The sequence below is a fragment of the Methylobacterium sp. 37f genome, from assembly GCF_023093475.1.
Taxonomy (GTDB): Bacteria; Pseudomonadota; Alphaproteobacteria; order Rhizobiales; family Beijerinckiaceae; genus Methylobacterium.
Map to the genome: position 1 here is coordinate 23,411 of NZ_JAGHKN010000022.1, position 17,936 is coordinate 41,346.

10 protein-coding genes, 9 pseudogenes and 1 other annotated feature are annotated in these 17,936 nt (G+C 62.0%); of the genes and pseudogenes, 7 read left to right on the forward strand and 12 right to left on the reverse strand.

Features of this window, described 5'->3' with window-relative positions; translation table 11 throughout:
• Window positions 1-113: 113 nt before the first annotated feature.
• Window positions 114-1,195 (reverse strand): annotated as a pseudogene (locus tag J7U37_RS15365) (IS5 family transposase).
• A 741-nt stretch (window positions 1,196-1,936) separates the two neighbouring features.
• Between J7U37_RS15365 and rfbC the strand changes: the two are divergent.
• The 5 genes and pseudogenes from rfbC to J7U37_RS15390 all read left to right on the forward strand — a co-directional run.
• Window positions 1,937-2,491 carry a dTDP-4-dehydrorhamnose 3,5-epimerase gene (gene rfbC, locus J7U37_RS15370; protein ID WP_247636285.1) on the forward strand — a complete coding sequence of 185 codons (555 nt, stop codon included), beginning with the start codon at window positions 1,937-1,939 and terminating at the stop codon, window positions 2,489-2,491.
• Window positions 2,492-2,584: 93 nt separating this feature from the next.
• Window positions 2,585-3,658 carry a dTDP-glucose 4,6-dehydratase gene (rfbB, locus tag J7U37_RS15375; protein ID WP_247636286.1) on the forward strand — a complete coding sequence of 358 codons (1,074 nt, stop codon included), beginning with the start codon at window positions 2,585-2,587 and terminating at the stop codon, window positions 3,656-3,658.
• Window positions 3,659-3,911: 253 nt separating this feature from the next.
• Window positions 3,912-5,210, forward strand: a complete 1,299-nt coding sequence (locus J7U37_RS15380) for a hypothetical protein (protein ID WP_247636287.1) — start codon at window positions 3,912-3,914, stop codon at window positions 5,208-5,210.
• 187 nt (window positions 5,211-5,397) lie between these two features.
• A pseudogene (locus J7U37_RS15385) lies at window positions 5,398-5,496 on the forward strand (IS630 family transposase); the annotation flags it as partial.
• Between the two features lie 432 nt (window positions 5,497-5,928).
• A pseudogene (locus tag J7U37_RS15390) lies at window positions 5,929-6,126 on the forward strand (transposase); the annotation flags it as partial.
• A 490-nt stretch (window positions 6,127-6,616) separates the two neighbouring features.
• On the opposite strand, the gene J7U37_RS15395 reads toward J7U37_RS15390, so the two are convergent.
• From J7U37_RS15395 to J7U37_RS15405, 3 genes and pseudogenes are all read right to left on the reverse strand, one after another.
• Window positions 6,617-7,411 carry a sulfotransferase gene (locus tag J7U37_RS15395; protein ID WP_247636289.1) on the reverse strand — a complete coding sequence of 265 codons (795 nt, stop codon included), beginning with the start codon at window positions 7,409-7,411 and terminating at the stop codon, window positions 6,617-6,619.
• Window positions 7,412-7,567: 156 nt separating this feature from the next.
• On the reverse strand, window positions 7,568-8,164 hold the full coding sequence (cysC, locus tag J7U37_RS15400) for an adenylyl-sulfate kinase (protein ID WP_247636290.1): 597 nt from the start codon (window positions 8,162-8,164) through the stop codon (window positions 7,568-7,570).
• 174 nt (window positions 8,165-8,338) lie between these two features.
• Window positions 8,339-8,860: pseudogene (locus J7U37_RS15405) on the reverse strand (IS630 family transposase); the annotation flags it as partial.
• 107 nt (window positions 8,861-8,967) lie between these two features.
• Here J7U37_RS15405 and J7U37_RS15410 point away from each other — a divergent pair.
• Window positions 8,968-10,002, forward strand: coding sequence for an IS110 family transposase (locus tag J7U37_RS15410; RefSeq protein ID WP_247636291.1), 1,035 nt, complete (start codon window positions 8,968-8,970; stop codon window positions 10,000-10,002).
• A gap of 255 nt (window positions 10,003-10,257) precedes the next feature.
• Here the strand turns inward: J7U37_RS15410 and J7U37_RS15415 are convergent.
• Window positions 10,258-10,745, reverse strand: a pseudogene (locus J7U37_RS15415) (helix-turn-helix domain-containing protein); the annotation flags it as partial.
• An 81-nt stretch (window positions 10,746-10,826) separates the two neighbouring features.
• Window positions 10,827-12,055, reverse strand: a protein-coding gene (locus tag J7U37_RS15420; protein ID WP_247636292.1) for an IS3 family transposase whose coding sequence is annotated in 2 segments (ribosomal slippage) — window positions 10,827-11,767 and window positions 11,767-12,055 — 1,230 coding nt in all. Because the reading frame shifts where the segments join, the coding sequence is not laid out codon by codon here.
• Window positions 11,658-11,774, reverse strand: a sequence feature (AL1L pseudoknot). (Overlaps the previous gene by 117 nt.)
• 89 nt (window positions 12,056-12,144) lie before the next feature.
• Between J7U37_RS15420 and J7U37_RS15425 the strand changes: the two are divergent.
• Window positions 12,145-12,627 (forward strand): annotated as a pseudogene (locus J7U37_RS15425) (sugar phosphate nucleotidyltransferase); the annotation flags it as partial.
• An 11-nt stretch (window positions 12,628-12,638) separates the two neighbouring features.
• On the opposite strand, the gene J7U37_RS15430 reads toward J7U37_RS15425, so the two are convergent.
• From J7U37_RS15430 to J7U37_RS15460, 6 genes and pseudogenes are all read right to left on the reverse strand, one after another.
• Complete coding sequence (locus J7U37_RS15430; protein WP_247636293.1) at window positions 12,639-13,088, reverse strand: hypothetical protein; 450 nt, start codon at window positions 13,086-13,088, stop codon at window positions 12,639-12,641.
• Between the two features lie 27 nt (window positions 13,089-13,115).
• Window positions 13,116-14,216, reverse strand: a complete 1,101-nt coding sequence (locus tag J7U37_RS15435; RefSeq protein WP_247636294.1) for an HNH endonuclease — start codon at window positions 14,214-14,216, stop codon at window positions 13,116-13,118.
• A gap of 1,428 nt (window positions 14,217-15,644) precedes the next feature.
• A pseudogene (locus tag J7U37_RS15445) lies at window positions 15,645-15,916 on the reverse strand (IS630 family transposase); the annotation flags it as partial.
• A gap of 32 nt (window positions 15,917-15,948) precedes the next feature.
• A pseudogene (locus J7U37_RS15450) lies at window positions 15,949-17,228 on the reverse strand (IS66 family transposase).
• 93 nt (window positions 17,229-17,321) lie between these two features.
• Complete coding sequence (locus J7U37_RS15455; RefSeq protein ID WP_247636296.1) at window positions 17,322-17,432, reverse strand: winged helix-turn-helix domain-containing protein; 111 nt, start codon at window positions 17,430-17,432, stop codon at window positions 17,322-17,324.
• 35 nt (window positions 17,433-17,467) lie between these two features.
• Window positions 17,468-17,722 (reverse strand): annotated as a pseudogene (locus J7U37_RS15460) (transposase domain-containing protein); the annotation flags it as partial.
• Window positions 17,723-17,936: the final 214 nt, after the last annotated feature.

The window sequence follows — 17,936 nt, forward strand, 5'->3', positions numbered from 1 at the left end:
GCGGGGTTTGGCCGTCGATTTGACGCCACTCGCAGCTTTGGCGTGATTGGACTGGCGTTCTGGTAATCTGGCGGTGGCCGTGAACGGGCTCAGGGGGCTATCCCGAGCGTCCCTCAGGCCGCCACCGGCCAGATTTCGATCCAAAGGAAGCGCTTAAGGTTGTAGGCGAGGTTGGCGAGCCCGATCTTGGTCCGGGCACGGGCCAAACCGATCGTGCGCACGAACAGGCCGAAGCGGTGCTTCTGCCCGGCGAACACCGTCTCGATGGCCGAGCGGACCTTGGAGCGGGCGCGGTTGGCCTTGCGCTGCGCCGGCGTCAGATCGAGGCCGGGCTGCCGCCGGAAGTGGACCTTCGAGCGCCGGCCATTCTTGGCGAGATGCGCTTCGTTGGTCTTCGAGCGGTAGGCGGTGTCGGCCCAGACGTCGCTCGCCGTGTTGGTCGCGTCGAGGACGTTGGCCAGTTGTGCCCCGTCGTGGGCGGCCGCGCTGGTCACGGTGAAGCGGCGGACGAACCCGTGCTTGCGGTCGATCGAGACGTGGGTCTTGTCGCCGAACATCGGAACGGCGATCTCAACCTTGGCCTTGGTGCCGTCCGCCTTTGCGGGCCGCGCCTTGGCCCGCTTTAGGGTTCAGCGGGCATCGCGGTCTCATCTCGCGCGAGCTTTTTTGGTTTGGCCGCCCACGCGTCAGGGATCTTGCCCTCCCTGAGAGCCGCCTTCTCCGCATCGGTGTTGCGCTGACGCGGAGCCGCGATGATCGAGGCATCGATGATCTGCCCCGACATCGCGAGGTAACCCTTACCCTTCAACCAGGCGTCGAAGGCGGCAAACAGCTCCTCGATCGCGCCGGCCCGGGTCAGGTGCTCCCGGAACAGCCACACCATTTTGGCGTCGGGCACGCCATCCTCGAAGCCGAGATCAAGGAAGCGCATGAACGAGAGCCGATCCCGGATCTGGAACTCGGTGGCGTCGTCCGACAGCGTGTAGAGTGTCTGAAGGACCAGGATCTTGAACATCAGGACCGGATCGTAGGGCGGGCGGCCCCCCTTCGACCCATCGGACCGCTTCAGTGCAGTGGCCAACTTCGGGCGGAAAGCCTCGAAGTCGATCAGGGCCGCGAGCTTCACCAGCGGGTCGCCGTTCTCCGACAGACGCTGATAGCGCTCATCCAGATCGAAGAGCCCTGGCTGACCCATCCGAGCCTCCCCAACGCCGACAGCATCAGGGAATCACGCCACCGCCCCGTACGGAAGGGGGTATTTCGAGGTGTCCGATCGGGATGATGTATCATGAATTGTCGAGCCGTCGAGTGATTGCCATCTACGCACCTTGAGGGCAATTCTACCCATAGGATTGGCTTCACATATTGTATTATACTATGGCGGCGAGAAGAATATTCTTGGATCCGACAATTATCTAGGGTTCGCCATTAGAGACTTCACGGTCTCCCTCTATCATTACAAGGTTTCTGATCACCAAGGCGGGATTTTCGGCAAGAGGCCACGATCTTTCGCCTCATGATTGAAAGCTTCGGTGGCCGCTTTCGTGCTGCGTCCAGGAGACTTTGACGGTGTGGGTTCCCGCTGTACGGCCAGGGTCTATGCCCTTATGAGTCAGGAACGGTTAATCGCATCGGTTTAACTGTCAGCTTTCTAGGTGTTCGAGCCGCTTTGGTTCGCGGTGCCCGGTCGACGAATCATAAAGCCTTTGACAACGAAGGTTTGTGAGGTCGAGCAGTCCACGGCTATACGAAGCCGATCTTCGGTCCCGCGGCATCTGCGAACCTCTCGGTGCTCACGGCTATCCACAAGCGACATGCACCAAAGTTTCGATTGCCTCTACCAATCAACTCATCTTTCGCCAGATTGGAATTGGGTAGTGGCGAGCTAGGCTTCTTGAAGAACGTACTGGTTCCCCCGTTTCCGAGGAGTGCTGGCATGCAGGTGATCGAGACGACCATTCCTGCGGTGCGGCGCGTGGTGCCGACGCGCTTCGGCGATGCGCGGGGCTGGTTCTCGGAGACCTACCGGGCGGACATCCTGGCCGCGAGCGGCATCGACGACGCCTTCATCCAGGACAACCAATCCTTCTCCGCCCCGCAGGGCACCGTGCGCGGCCTGCACTTTCAGCGCCCTCCGATGGCCCAGGCCAAGCTGATCCGCGTGCTGGCCGGCGCCATCCTGGACGTGGCCGTCGACCTGCGGCGCGCCTCGCCCACCTACGGCCGCCACGTGGCCGTGCGGCTCGATGCGGAGGGCGGCGAGCAGCTCTACATCCCGGTCGGCTTCGGGCACGGCTTCTGCACCCTGGAGCCCGACACCATGGTGGCCTACAAGGTCGCCGGCGGGGTCTACAGCCCCGAGCATGACGGCGGCCTGCTCTGGAACGATCCGGCGCTGGGCATCGACTGGCCGGTGACGGACGCCGACGCGCAGCTCTCGGCCAAGGACCGGATCGCCCCACGGCTGGCCGATCTTCCGCCGCTTTTCTGAAGCCTGTACAGGGGGGGGGACGCGGCCGGAGACGACAGCGCCGCACCGCCCGATCGTCCGCCCGTCCCGATTTCACGAGAGACCGTTCATCCCATGCGCATCCTGGTAACCGGCGGCTGCGGCTTCATCGGATCGGCCCTGGTGCTGCACCTGGTGCAGGATCTCGGACACGAGGTGGCCACCCTGGATGCGCTGACCTACGCGGCCAACCCGATCTCGCTCCAGCCCCTGGCCGACGATCCCCGCCACCGCCTGGTGGAAGCCGACATCTGCGACCCGAAGGCGGTCCACGCCCTCTACGCCGATTTCCGGCCCGAGGCCGTGATGCATCTGGCCGCCGAGAGCCACGTCGACCGCTCGATCACCGATCCGGGCGCCTTCATCCGCACCAACGTGGTCGGCACCCAGGTGATGCTCGACGGCGCCCGCAGCCATTGGGACGGGCTCTCGGGCACGGCCAGGGCGGGGTTCCGCTTCCTCCACGTCTCCACCGACGAGGTCTACGGCTCGCTGCCGCCGGACGGCTTCTTCACCGAAGACAGCCGCTACGATCCGCGCTCGCCCTACTCGGCCTCCAAGGCCGCCTCCGACCACCTGGCCCGCGCCTGGCACGAGACCTACGGCCTGCCGGTGCTGGTGACCAACTGCTCGAACAATTACGGCCCGCGCCACTTCCCCGAGAAGCTCATTCCCCTGATGATCCTCAACGCGCTCGAGGGCAAACCGCTGCCGGTCTACGGCGACGGCCTCAACGAGCGCGACTGGATCCATGTCGAGGACCATGCCCGCGGCCTCGTGGCCGTGCTCGAGAAGGGGCGGCTCGGCGAGACCTACCTGCTCGGCGGGCGCTCGGTGCGCAACAACCTGGCCGTGGTCAAGGCGCTGTGCGCCGCCTTCGACCGCCTGCGCCCCGAGCACGCGCCCCACGACCGCCTCATCACCTCCGTCACCGATCGGCCCGGCCACGACCGGCGCTACGCCATCGACCCGTCCAAGGCCGAGGCCGAGGTGGGGTGGCACCCGACCAAGGACTTCGAGCAGGCGCTGGAGGAGACCGTGCGCTGGTATCTGGCCAACGAGTCCTGGTGGCGCCCGATCCGCGCGGGGCGCTACACCGGCGAGCGCCTCGGCCTCAACCAGGGCGCCGTTTCCGTCCAAGGCGCCTAGACTTGCAAGATAACCGACTTCGTTTTTGATGAGGCATGTCGACGAATTTGCGAAACTGATTTGGGCGTCGAATTTCCTTCTCGCATCCAGCTTCGTTTATGAGGCCAGATGCGTCAGAATCGGTTGCATCGCTCATAGAAGGCTCGCCATTTCGGCCTCGGCCACGACGGAATTTTCGTGGTCCAAGGGTTAATCGTCGCTGCTATTTTTGGGTTGCCTTCAATCCCAGAGGCGCCAACCTGTGGATCGTCTGATGCGCAAGCTCGTCGCTGCGGCGCTCGCCGCCCTCCTGCTCCCCCCTCCTGTCCAAGCCGACCTGCTGCTCAGGCGAAGTAAGATTGATGGCGCAACACCCAACCTTTGGTACAACCCGGACGGTGCGCTCGGAGATGGCGCGCCTAAGATCGTCTATAATGACGGCCTGAGCGTCTACGGGCCTCGGCGCTGGATTTTCCAGCAGGTCACGCTGACACCCTACGTAACGGGGAAGCGCGTCAAAGCTGCGGACGTCGGCAGCGCTGTTCGCATGCTGAACGGCTACGCGGCCTCGGGCTCGAACTCCATCGGAACCGGCATCAAGACGTTCACGGTGACCAGCGGCTTAAACTTCGCCGCCGGCTTCGCGGTTAAGGCAGTCGTTGCCGGCGATCTATCTAAGTCGATGAGCGGCACGATCGTATCGTACAGCGGCACTGCGGTTGTCTTAAACGTCACCGCAGTCACCGGTTCCGGCACCTTTGCCGACTGGACGATTGGAGCGCCGGGTACGACGAAGCAGGGCCAAACTAAGCTTATCACGACCGCGGCATCTCCAGCCGGGAGCACCACGCTCACATTTGCCAACACGGCCGGCGTGCAGATCGGCGCTAACGTCGAGTTCGCTTTTGACGCCAAGTTCAGGTCGATCAACGGGATACGTCGTGGCACCTACGTGGTCAGCAAAACTGATACGACCGTCACGCTAAGCCAACCCCTCATCTCGCCAGCTGGTGCACCGGCTGGTGTGTCCGTCATCCAGGAGCAACTGGTCACGTTCTACGGCAACCAGGGCAACTACCTGTATCAGGACGTCCAAACCACCGACGCGGTGGACTTCCGCTATGGAACACCCGAAGCGCGAGATGCGTGGCTGGCCTTCGACGTGGTCTCTTCGGGGCTGCCGAGTTGCACTGCGTCGATGATGATGTTGGGCTACAAGTCGATCTCCACACTGGGCCGCTCGTACGTTCAGTCCTTTCCGGTCACACCAACTAAAACCCGCATCACTCTTCGCATCAAAGGTGACAAGATTGGCGCACCGGGGACCTGGAAGGCGGGCTACGGCGCCAATAACTGGGGCGGCCTCTGGGGCACGGTCGGATTCGTCTGGGAAAGCCAGGGCACCCCAACTGCACAGAACATCCCGGACGGTCAATGGAGCGACGTTTCCGCGGTAGGTGGCTCGGATCAGCAAACGTGCGATCTTACTGGTACTGTCGGTGCCTTTGTTGATGTCTCAAATGTCAACCTGACGCTCGAAAGGTCATCGCCATACGCACTGCCGACCGAGTAGAGCTATTCATCGACAGAGTTCAGAGCTCGGCCGATGAAAATCCTCGAGTTCGTGCTGGAAACCTCGAACAATCCCGGCAAATTCTGTGGCTAGCACAGCTACCTGGATTCTGAAGGGCTCATGGGGTTCGACCGACCTGACCACGATAGATTTGAGGTGGTCACTTTCTTGCTGGGTGCAACCGGCACTGCTTCTCGATCCGGACGGGCTCGTGTTTCTGGACGAGACTGCGACCAACGCAAAAATGGCGCGTCGCTTCGGGCGGGCGCCACGTGGCAAGCGCTGCTAGGTGGCCGTGCCGTTCGGACATGTGTGGACGCTCCTTTGGATGCAAGCAGAACCTCTGGACGGGCGCTGCGCGGGATCGGGTACTGCCTTGTTGTCCGACCTCTGATGCGGCGGATCACATGCCGCGGACCGGTATGGAAATACGGGGGTCAAGTCCACATCATTGAAACGCGCTCGAAGCGCTACCCGAACGGCTGGTTTTCCCGACCGCGCCTCACCGACGTTGCGCCATACCTATCCCTCGACCTCCTCACACCCTCCGGCTGCCTCGCGTCCGTCCCTCATAAGCGGTGGCGGCCGGAGCTCGGTAGATCGCGTCCTTCGTCAAAAGGGCCCACGCAATGCGTGCGTTCTTGTTTGGCCACGGCCACGATGACGAGCATCGGAGGCTTACGCGCCAGCATTCGGCCGAGCCACAGCGGGCGAGCAACGCACCGTCATCCTGCTCCTCGACGGCGCGGGCTGGCCCACGGAGCCCGGCCTGCGCGTGCCCGAAGGCCTGCGGCTGATCTACCTGCCGTCCTACACGCCCGAACTGCAGCCTACCGAGCATCTCTGGCGGCTCGTCGACGAGCCCATCGTCGACCGACACTTCGACTGCTTGGCCCATATCCAAGAACGAATCTAGCAACGATGCCGAGATCTCGAAGCCGATCCCGGCACCCTACGCCTAAACAGCCTCTTCCATTGGTGGCCACAGCGATCCAAACCAAAAACGTTATTACAGGCAGTGTGCTACGAGCGGCTGCAGACGACGCCGTCCGATCTGTTCGGTCTCAACCTCAGCCAAGGCGCCCTGATGAACCTGCTCCGACGGGCGGCAGGGGCGCTTCCGCTCAGACCGGAGGTTGCCGTGTCAGCACACTAGTGCACTGACACGGACAGGCGCTCCATGGGTACCTCGCTAACTCACTGTCCTGTTGACGCTTTTCAGGGTGCAACGTGCACCATATGAATGCGTCAGTGCGCTAGTTTCTCGACAGTCCGCAGGCCACCCCAGCACGCAGGCTACCGAAGGGTAGCCATGGAGTCATCGATCGATTGTCCGAAGTATTCGTCGAGGACATGGTATAGCTTGCAGCCTCCATTATCGCGGGCGCTAAACCTATCTTACTACGCTAGTAACCGAATGCTTTGCCAACCCATCCGCACTGTTCCATGATAAAATCTGCTACCTGCGAATCAAGCTCACACTGATGACGATTAATAGAGCGAGGGCTTAGTGCGACACCGTATAAATCTGTCGACCAAGGATCAGCGCGGTATTCACTTATTTGTGTTCTACCGCTGGACCAGACTTTCGCTGGCTCCATTCCGAAAATTCCAAACGACTCAAGTTTCGACAGTTCTTTTCCGCTTACAAAGTCATTATAATTTAAGACTATCATCCGGTGGTTTAAAATATGCGGATGCGCTATGATACCACTGTAGCTTATATTATATTCAAGACAGGCGCTTTCGATTTCTGCTTTGGACGGTTCTGAACCGCTCTGGAGTCGACGAGAGACGTTCAGACGCGAAAGGATTGCATCTCGAGGATCGCGATATATTACGACAAATCGAGCTTGAGGCAGCATTTGAGCGACGTGATGAAAAAACCTCGTCATAATTGGATCTTTGAGAGTTAAGCGCGCGGGCCGATCCAGTTGATTATGTATCATACTGATAATATTCGACATGATGCCAGAATGGAAAGATAGAAATTTGTCATGATTCTCGAAATAATGCTTTGTATGAATATCCCATGACTCCAATCCTCGGAAATAAGGTAGCAGCATACCTGTAATATAGCTACATTCTGCAATGTAGTCGTTGGTATTTGGACTTGTGCAGATAACCGCATGCAAGATTGTCGTACCGCTTCTTGGAGCGCCGCCGACGAACACGAGATCAGTTAAAGGTTGTTCGGTCATGATTCTGAGCTTGTTAATGAAAAATTCATGATTGAATCTGGGCTATCATACTCAGTGGCCCCCGTAATGGCGCTTAGTTTTTTCGTTTAATCCTGCGACTATCGCCTGACCGGCCGTTTGCCTTCGCCTCGAGCTGCATAACCCAAACGGCATCGATCAGGGCAATTTGCTCAAGCGCAAGAGTGCATCCACCAGAGGCTGGGCGGAGTCTGTAATGCTGCGGCCTTCGGTGACGATGGTCAGGTCCGGGCCGCATGGAGGCTCATAAGGCGCGGAAACCCCTGTGAATTCCGGGATTTGGCCCTTGCGGGCGCGCTGGTACAGTCCCTTCGGGTCACGGGCCTCACAGACCTGCAGAGGAGTGCTGACAAACACCTCAAGGAAGGACAAGTCGCGGGCAATGCGGCGTGCATTCGCACGCTCGGCACGATGGGGCGAGATCAATGAGACGAGAACGATCAGTCCGGCCTCCGCCATCAGGGCCGCCGCTTCGGCCGCCCGCCGCACGTTTTCGTCGCGATCGGCCGCGCTGAACCCTAGATCGCTGTTGAGGCCAACGCGGAGATTATCGCCGTCGAGCACCATGGTGTGGCGCCCATGCGCAGTGAGGGTCTGGTCGGCGGCATTGGCGAGGCTTGATTTTCCGGAGCCCGACAGGCCCGTGAGCCACGCGATGACGGGTCGTTGCCGAAGCTGGATCCAACGGTTCTCTCGTGGTTGGAGGATTTGCAACGTCAGGTTCGCAGATTCCATAACAACATCTGACAGTTATGAACGTTCATGATGCAACAGAAGACATGGAGTGGACTAGCGGCAGGCCGCCCCCTGGCCCCCTAAGACGCGCCTCAAGCAATTGCACTGACTTAGCTGAGAGATCTAGGGTCTGGACTCGATCAGCACCAGAAGGCTAATACCAACTCTCATTGATCAGCATGCATGAGCCCATTGGCGCCGTCCGATGGACGTGATGCGCCAGGGCTGGGCGATGAGCTTGTTCCAGGCGTTGCAACAGTGGTCGAGGATGTCGGCATAGGATCGGAAGATGCGGTTGCCGAGCCAGTTGTCCCGCATGAACTGCCAGAGGTTTTCGACGGGGTTCAGCTCGGGCGAGCGGGCTGGAAGGGGCAGCAGGGTAATGTTGTCGGGCACAGGCAGCGTCTTGGTCGTATGCCAGCCGGCCTGATCGAGCAGCAGCACAGCGTGAGCACCCGGAGCCACGGTTCGGGAGATCTCTTCGAGATGATAGGCTATGGCCGACGTGGTGCAACGGGGCATAACCAAGCCTGCGCCGACGCCTCGGGCCGGACAGATCGCTCCGAAGAGGTAGGCCGAGGCCGTGCGCTGATCCTTTGGCGCCGAGGGACGCGTTCCACGCTTGGCCCAGCGTCGGGTGAGCGTGTTCTTCTGGCCGACACGGGCCTCGTCGCAGAACCAGATCTCTACGGGCTTGGCCCCGATAGCTTGCGCGATCTGCGCCAAACGGTCGGGGAAGCTTTATGGGATGGCCCGCCCCTCACATCCTGACGACGCTGTTTGGCGACAGGAGGAGAGGATCGATGATCAAGACACCGATTGCAGTACTCGGGATCGACCTGGGTAAGAATACCTGCAGCTTGGCGGGGTTGAACGGGAATGGAGCCGTCGTGCTTCGGCGCCGCATGACGCGCGAGGCCGTGATTGCCTTCGCCGCGAGCCTGCCGACCTGCATCGTCGCGATGGAGGCGTGCTGCGGCGCGCACTTCCTCGGTCGCACGCTCCCTGCACGGGGCCACACGATCCGGCTGATGTCGCCCGAGTACGTCCAGCCCTACGTCAAGGCGCAGAAGACCGACGACCGCGATGCGGAGGCGATTGCCGAAGCCGCGACACGACCGACCATGCGGTTCGTCTCGCTCAAGAGCGAGACGCAGTTGGACCTGCAGGTCCTGCATCGAGCCCACGAACGCCTCGTGCTCGCACGCACCAGCTTGATCAATCAGCTACGCGCGGTGCTTCTGGAGCGTGGCATCGTTCTGCCGAAGGGCCGCCTCGTCCTGATGCGTCGCTTGCGAGAGATCGGAATGGACGAGCTGCCCGTAAGCGGTCGAACCCGCAGGCTGATTGAGGATCTCTGCGAAGAAGCATCGGCCCTGGACGAGCGGATCAGAGCCTATGATGAGGAGTTCGCCGCCCTGACGCGCACCGATGAGCAGGCGCGACGCCTCGCAAGCATCCCGGGTGTCGGCATCATCAACGCGACCGCTCTCCTTGCCGCTGTCGGCGACGCGAGTGCGTTCGCCAAAGCTCGGGACCTCGCGGCCTGGCTCGGGCTGACCCCGCGTCAGCACTCGACAGGCGGTCGGACGAAGATGCTGGGCATCAGCAAGCGCGGAAATCGCTATCTGCGCAAGCAGCTCATCCATGGGGCTCGCGCCGCGATGCCCCATCTGGCCGCCAAACCGACACCGCTCGGGGCTTGGTTGCAAGGTTTGCTCGCGCGCTCTCACCCGAACGTGGTCGTAGTGGCACTCGCCGCCAAGCTGGCCCGCATCGTGTGGGCGCTACTGCGCCGAAAACAAGCTTTCGATCAGGGCACGCTTGCGGCGGCCTGATCGCACATCGACAGCGACCGGCCCTTCCGGCCGGCGTTGAAGCAGTCTGCGTGAGGTGACGGACAGATGGCATAACGGTCGAACCGGCGTCGTGGTGATCCTGGTTTTAAATGCGGTGCCGGACACCGCAGGCTTTATGAGGACCCGAGGCGCGCGAATATCCATCTTGGCCAGGACGCAATCCTGAGACCGGATACGTTGATGCAGACCGCATCGCCATCAAAACGCATCTTGCAGACGGGGCGGGCCATACGTTTTAAAAACAGCCGCGGCGTCCGGGTCCTGGGCGTGATGGCGTGGACGGGCCGAAAGCTTCCGGTAGCCCATGGTCCGCAAGACCCGGCTCAAGGTCTGCTCGGAGACCGACACGCCGTGATCCTCGCACAGGATCTGGGCCAGGTCGCACAAGCGCCAGCGGACCACACCGTGGGCGGCGGGAGTCGGCCCCTGTTCGACCAGGGCCCTGAGAACCTCGCGCTGGTCGGCGTTTAGGCGCGGACGGGCACCCGGGGCCTTGCCGTCGATTAGTCCGCTTGGGCCATCGGCGTTGAAGGCCCCACCCAATCACGCACCGTCTGCAGCCCGACCCCGCCGATCCCGGCCGCCTCCGAACGCGAGCCACCCGCGGCAATCACAGACAGCGCCAGCAGGCGGCGGGTCTGGGCCGGATCACGTGACCCCTTGGCCAAGACGCGCAGGGCCTCGGCATCAAAATCCGATCGCAGCGGCACCGGAGCAGCCATCGCATCCTCAGGCTCCAAAACCAGAGGACAGAATCACGAGCCTGAACCGCCCCGGGTTTCCCGGAGGCCATTTGGTTTGGGTCAGGCCGCCAAGGCTTGGACCTCGGCCTGGGCATAGTAGCGCGCTTCGGCCTCGGCGGGCGGGATATTCCCGATCGGTTCGAGCAGGCGGCGGGTGTTGAACCAGTCGACCCATTCGAGGGTGGCGAACTCGACGGCCTCGAAAGACCGCCACGGGCCGCGTCGATGGATCACCTCGGCTTTGAACAGGCCGTTGATCGTCTCCGCGAGGGCATTATCGTAGGAGTCGCCAACGCTGCCGACGGACGGCTCGACACCAGCCTGGGCGAGCCGCTCGGTGTAGCGCAGCGCAAGGTATTGCGAGCCCCTGTCGCTGTGGTGCACGAGCCCACCGCCCTGTACGGGACGACGCTCGTGCAGGGCTTGCTCCAAGGCATCCAGCACGAAGGCAGCGTGAGCCGTCCGAGAGACCCGCCAGCCGACGATGCGGCGGGCGAAGACGTCGATCACGAAAGCCACATAGACGAAGCCAGACCAGGTCGCCACGTAGGTGAAATCGCTGACCCACAAAGCGTTCGGGCGCGGTGCCTTGAACTGGCGGTTGACCCGATCGAGCGGGCAGACCGCTGCCGGATCGGGGACCGTCGTCTGGACCGTCTTGCCCCGCACGACACCCTTCAGTCCCATCGCCCGCATCAGCCGCGCCACGGTGCACCGAGCCACCACGATCCCGTCCCGGCCGAGCTGCCGCCAGACCTTGCGCACCCCGTAGACGTGGAAGTTCGCCTCGAACACGCGCCGGATCTCGACCATCAGCGCCGCGTCGCTCTTGGCCCGTGCCGGTAGCTTCCCGGGATCGGCACGCCGCGCAGCATAGACATGGTACGTCGACGGGGCGATCGGCAGCACTTTGCAGATCGGCTCGACCCCGTAGGCATCGCGGTGCTCGTCGATGAACGCCTTCATCGTTTGAAAGGGCGGTCGAGCTCCGCCATCGCAAAATACGCGCTGGCCTTCCGGAGAATCTCGTTGGCCTGACGCAGCTCGCGGTTCTCGCGCTCCAGTGCCTTGATCCGCTCGCGTTCGTCCGTGGTCGGGCCGCCCCGCACGCCCTTGTCTCGCTCGGACTGCCGGATCCAGTTCCGGAGCGTCTCGCCCGAGCAGCCGATCTTGGCCGCGATCGAATTGATCGCCGCCCATTGCGAGGCATGCTCGCTTTGGTGGTCCAGCACCATCCGCACCGCGCGGGCACGGACCTCAGGAGAATACGGTGGGGTTCGCTTCGTCATGGCTCCATCCTCTCAGGAGTTGGAGCCTCCGGGAAACCCGGGGCGGTTCAGTTCGCCCTGGATGCGCTGATGGACAAGGGGTGGTGCCTGTAGACAACCCGGCAGCCTACGGCGTCGTCACCCTCGACACGGAGGGGCGTCCCCTGCGGCTCGTGGAGAAGCCGGCGGAGCCCGAGAGCCCCTGGGCGGTGACGGGACTGTACTTCTACGACAACCAGGTGCTCGACATCGCCGTCACCGTGAAGCCCTCGGCGCGCGGCGAACTCGAGATCACCAGCATCAACGAGGCCTATCTCGAGCGGGGCCAGCTCCACGTGGAGCGGATGAGCCGCGGCTATGCCTGGCTCGATACCGGCACGCATGACAGCCTGCTGGAGGCGGCCGAGTTCGTGCGCACCCTGCAGCACCGCCAGGGCCTCCAGGTGGCCTGCCTGGAGGAGATCGCCTACCTGCAGGGCTTCATCGGCAAGGACCAGCTCATCGCCCGCGGCAACCTGTTCTCCAAGACCGCCTACGGCCAGAACCTGCTCAAGCTCGCCAAGGAAGATCAGGCCACCCTCCTGGCACGGTGAGCCAGGATCAACTAACGATTAGCGAGCACAAGAAAGCGGCGAAAGGCAAATTTTCGTCGCGACAAAGCTCGAGCCTCATATCGATCTAATCGCTCAAGCTGAACAGATGTTTCCAGCACGATCTCACTCGTCAAGCGCTGACCTGCTTCAATTCCCGACGTTCCATCCCCGACGCCGCTTCGCAGCAGGGCAGTCCTGAATGCCTGTACCCGCTGGAGATGAACCTGTGCCTCAGCAGCGGAACGTGCTGCCTCATAGAGGGCGACATCGCACTCGTACTTCTCCACAATAAGTCCCGCTAAAATCTCGATATCCGCTTCCGTCTGTGGATCGAGACCTTCAATTGACAGACCATGCTTGCGGGCGTTTTGTTTTGATCGTGCCTTACCCACGGATGTTCGTGGGCCTTTGCTCTTTTTAGCGTTAAGTCGGTTGGCAAGGCGGGCGCGCTCAGAGGTCATTGCAGCATCATGCTTCGATAAAGCGACTCACCGCCCGTCGGTGTCCTCGACGTCAAGGACGTCAGCGGCAACTTTCTGGGCAAGCAGGCCGAAGTTTTCTCGCTTGCGCTCGATTTCCCGCAAAAGCGCATCTCGCCGTTGATCGGCCAGGGAAGCCATTCGATCAATGCGTTCGATAGAAGGTAGGTTTAATAGGAAGCCGTGAGCTGTGACGTTTTCTGCTGTGAGACCACGCTTCTCAAGAAGATCGTCGACGCGGATCTGTGGCCCTTTGCGCCCAGCCACCCAGCCCGCCGCGAGGGAATCAGGTGATGAAGCTGCGTCGTGGCTAACACCATAAGGATCCGTGCTTTGGAGGGCAGGGCGGATTAAATCCTCCGCTGCTTGCAACTGAGCCTGAATCAAAATCTGCCTCCGCCACCGTCGGATCCGATTCGCCTCCCAGATGAGATTAGTGATGTCTTTGACCCAAATTGCCTCGATGACATCAACAGGGCGAATTTGTTGAACGATGCTGCGCAGGAGGGCCTCGTACTGATCCGGGTCATCGCCTGGCAGCAGAGGACGGTCGCTGAACAGAAAGTCGAGGTGAGCGGGGATCGCGGGTAGGACGTCACCTGAGGCCGAGGCATCCTCTTGGCTCAGGCTGCCCAGTTTTGCCTTCGTTGTCGCTCGGTTCGCCATTTGATACACTGCTCCTGACTCGACCTCCTTACCTGAAAATATCGTTTTCGGACAAAGGCGATCTGTCGGAATCGTCGTGGCGTCTATCACGATCGGCTTTGCGTTAAGTGCTGCCGCTTCATTGCTCTCGAGTTCGGGCTCGGTAGAACGGCGAGACCGTAGGTGCTCCTCTCGAGAGACAACGGTTCCATCGACCTTCCGCTTGAAAGCAGAGGCCCGGGACCCAGGCATTGGACGCGTGATGACTGCTGCTCCAAGATGCCGGAGCTTTTGTCGCTTCGCATCAGCAGCGCGGGCATGATCGCCTCGCGTCTTCTCACGGCCGCACGCCTCATGCGCCGGCCCGAGGTTCTGGAGCTCATCCGGACCACCAAGCTCAAGGGCGCGGATATGCTCGACAATCCAGCGGTCCCGCACACCGTCGATGCGGCGATCGCAAACCACACAAGTTCCGCCCGTCCGCTCCCAAGCCTGGAGCCGACGGCGACTCGACAAGGCTCCGCGTCTTGTTGTGCCGACGTCCTCAAGCGCGACGTACGGCATCATGACGCTCACTTTTAAAAGTCGGACAGTCCGCGAGCGCCTTCAATGCCTGATAGGATAGGTGCTCCCAGTCGCACAGAAGTTGCTCATATCGTTCGATTAGCGCTCTTAGCTGTTCATCCTCCTCACGGGCGACAAGCTTCACCTGAACACCCAGGGAAGTCACCGTTGGACGTACGGGGTCAGCCACGCGCTGGCGCGGTTTCTTGTGGGGCATTGGAAGCCTCCGGCAAAGATTGTGGAGCTGAGAGGATTGCGTAGGCGAGACAGGGGTGCAGCCGGCTGTCGATTCAGCCGCCGACCAGGCTAACGACAACGGTCCCGCCTAGAACCGTGAGTTGGGGATCCGTTCCGCCGAAACAGGTCTCGACCAGGAGCTGCACTTCAATCGCATCACAGGCGGCTGCATTGCTGACGTATTAGCAGCCCTAGAAGCACCATCCAGGCATGATGCCGTCAGCGTCGCCTGAGGTCCGGTACGAACCGATGTCTTGTGCGTGCTCACAACGGGACCGCTCCCGTGCCACCCGGCCGTTAAGCGAGCCGCCTTGGCGGCTCGCCACGTTCCCTCTAGAGCGGCAGAGATACAGACCCGCCACTCTTCACCGGTCACAGCACGACGAGCTTTTGCAGCAGCCGCGGCTAAGCACATGATAACTCTGCGATCGTAGGCTCCAGAAACATGGAGAGAACGACCGTAAGCAGAGCGTTGCGCACGGCGGAATGCAACTTCTGCAAACCCGCGGTGCCGGCTTATGGCCTGTCGTTCACCTGGACCGAAATAGATGCGATCTGCACGAATATCGCGTATGGCAACGGACCACGATAGAGTTCGGGATGAGGGCATGACGTTGATCCACTTGCGACCCAGTGATCGATTTTATATCACCTGATCGCCAGGAGATCAAGATGGCTATTTCAGATGAAGGCATAATCACAGGTGCGCAGGTGCGCGCAGCTCGCGCTCTCCTTCGATGGAGCGCAGATGAACTCGCTGAGTCTTCCCGACTCGGCGTTGCTACCATCAGACGCGCAGAACTAAAGGATGGACCCATTACGTCTACAGCCGCAAATGCACGAGCGATCCGTAATGCATTTGAACATGCTGGTCTTGAATTTATCCCCGAAAATGGAGGGGGATCTGGAGTACGGTTCCGAGAAAGACAGGTTACCACAAAATAAACCGGCGAAAATTTTCTTTTACTACTGAAATACATTGAAATAGATCTAATGCGTCTACCAGGCTTCTTTATGGTCGATTGAACTCTTTACGTTCGATCCGAAGCAGTTGATGAACGCACGAGTAGTTACGCCGACGTCGTGGTCGTCGTGCCAGCCTGCGCCGTCCAGCATCATCACGGCATGGGCGCGCGGCGCGATGCTTCTGCTGATCTCGGCCAGATGCAGGCTCATCTGCCTCGCTATTGCAGCGGGGCAGGACAGGCGCCCTTGCACTTCTCCGAGCAAATTGCGTCTAGGAGGTAGGTTTAGGCCGTACGCTGATCCTTGGGTGCCGAGGGATGCGTCCCGCGGCGCGCCCATTGACGCGGCAAGGTGTTCTTCTTGCCGACCCGAGCCTCACCATGCCACCGCAGCTCAACGGCGTAATTACCCACCCGTCTGAGAGCAGGTTTCAGGCGCCGACGGTTTTGAGGATGGTGCCGAAGGGGCTGCGGCCTGTGAGGCGGGCGGTATCGACCACTGTGCGGATAGCGGCTTCGCCCTCGGCGGCCCACATCGCGCGGTAGCCGTTGGTGACCTTCCGCTGGACTACGGACGTACGCAGCAGCCGCTCGAAACCGTTGTTAGTCGGTTCGACCGCGCCGGGGTGGGCGAGGAAGACCAGGAGCTGATGGCGAGCCCGACCGATCTTGGCCTGCAGATCGCGGGTCAGGTCGCAGCGGCTCGGTGTGGCGAGGATGGCGCCGAGCTGGCGATCCAGGCTCCGGCGCTTGGCGGCGAGCGTCGAGGCGGCCAAGTCGGTGACGTGGTCGGCCAGGGCGAACACGGATTGCAGCCAGAGCTGCAGGCGCCAGGGCACGGGATCGTCGCTGGTCTCGACGGCGTAGGCGACGTCGCGGACGAGATGGGCAAGGCAAGTCTGGTGAGAGACCGCATGGCCCTGCTGAGCCGTGTAGCGGTCCGAGATCCAAACCGCCGGCCGATGCCCGTCCATCATCTCCCGCACGACGACCGCACCGCGTGTCGGCGAAGCCTGATGGACGACCGCTTCGGCTGAATGGAAGACCCAGTGGTAAGCGTTGCTGCCCTCGATGCGCACGCCAGTCTCGTCCGAGGCGACCACCGCGGCCCGGCGCAGGGTCGAGACGGCCTCTTCGCAGCCGGGACGGAACTGCGCTTGCGCCCGACGAAGCAGGTTCATCAGGCCGCCCTGGCTGAGGGTGAGCCCGAACAGATCCGACAGCGCCGCCTGCAGCCGCTCGTAGGAGAGCGCCTGAAAGGTCTTCACATACGTCGCCACGGCATGCAGCCGTGGGCCGAAGGGCGTCCCGCGTGCCGCCTCCGACGCGCGCGCGACGACCCGCATTCCGCACGTCGGGCAGTGCACGGCCAGCCGCCGATGCTGGGTGACGGTCGGCGCCACCTTGGGCAACTCGACGCGCTCGGACACGCTCACGATCTCGGCGGGAAGATCCTCATGCAGGGCGTCGCCGCAGCACGCGCAGCGATCTGGACGATGATCGACGACAGCATCGGGATCCCCGCTCATCACGCGGCTATGGCCCTCGTGCCCGGGCTTGGCACCGCCCGGCTTGGCCTGCTCGCGTCGCTCCTTGCGGTCGGTCGCGGGCGGCTTCGAAGACGTGCGCGAGGTATCGAAGGGCGCTGCAATCGCAGCACCAGCTCGATCAGCTCCTCGCGGCTCAGCCGCTCAAGATCGCTTCGGCCCATCCCACGAAGGAATCAGCGAAATCCGGCCTGCGCAAGGGGGTGGGTAATTACCCAACGGCTGCTTCAGGGGGGGTAGGCCCACGCGGATCGCGTTCACGGCAGCTGGCAGGATTTTTTGAAGGCCGCCGAGGCGGCTGGATCCTGCTCGTAGTAGCGCGGGCGCACCGACAGCTTGGCAAAGCCAAGAGCCTTGATCGTACGCATTCGGTGAAGGCCGCGTTCGTGGTCCCGGCGGGGTGTCAGGCGGCGATCTGCCGGCGCTGAGGCTGGGTCCAGTTCCACGGCAGCAGATCGTCGATACGCCCGGCGGGATGGTCGGGTAGCCGCGCGAGCACGTCAGCAAGCCACGCCTGCGGGTCGATGCCGTTGAGCTTGGCGGTCTCGATCAGCGTGTAGAGGGCAGCAGTGCGATGGCCGCCCGCATCCGAGCCGGCGAAGGTCCAGTTGCGGCGGCCCACCGCGATGGGCCGGATGGAGCGTTCGGCAGCATTGTTAAAGGGCATGATGCTCCCGGCGCCTCGGTTCGGTGGCGCGGGCTGATCCTTCTGGGTTAGCTTGTTCAGGCCGGGATAGGGGCGTTTGGAGCATGAAACGGTGGCAGGCCGTCCTTTCGATGAGCTGTGAGCTCGTGTTGTTACGTGGCCGCCCCTACGACTTGCCCGGCTGCGCTGCGAGCGCGGATCCGTAGATGTCGTGCAAGCCACTGGC

Excerpts from the sequence above, each read along its gene's own strand:
- rfbC (WP_247636285.1), top strand. The coding sequence starts at position 1,937 with ATGCAGGTGATCGAGACGACCATTCCTGCGGTGCGGCGCGTGGTGCCG.
- rfbB (WP_247636286.1), top strand. The coding sequence starts at position 2,585 with ATGCGCATCCTGGTAACCGGCGGCTGCGGCTTCATCGGATCGGCCCTG.
- J7U37_RS15380 (WP_247636287.1), top strand. The coding sequence starts at position 3,912 with ATGCGCAAGCTCGTCGCTGCGGCGCTCGCCGCCCTCCTGCTCCCCCCT.
- J7U37_RS15395 (WP_247636289.1), bottom strand. The coding sequence starts at position 7,411 with ATGACCGAACAACCTTTAACTGATCTCGTGTTCGTCGGCGGCGCTCCA.
- cysC (WP_247636290.1), bottom strand. The coding sequence starts at position 8,164 with ATGGAATCTGCGAACCTGACGTTGCAAATCCTCCAACCACGAGAGAAC.
- J7U37_RS15410 (WP_247636291.1), top strand. The coding sequence starts at position 8,968 with ATGATCAAGACACCGATTGCAGTACTCGGGATCGACCTGGGTAAGAAT.
- J7U37_RS15430 (WP_247636293.1), bottom strand. The coding sequence starts at position 13,088 with ATGACCTCTGAGCGCGCCCGCCTTGCCAACCGACTTAACGCTAAAAAG.
- J7U37_RS15455 (WP_247636296.1), bottom strand. The coding sequence starts at position 17,432 with ATGCGTACGATCAAGGCTCTTGGCTTTGCCAAGCTGTCGGTGCGCCCG.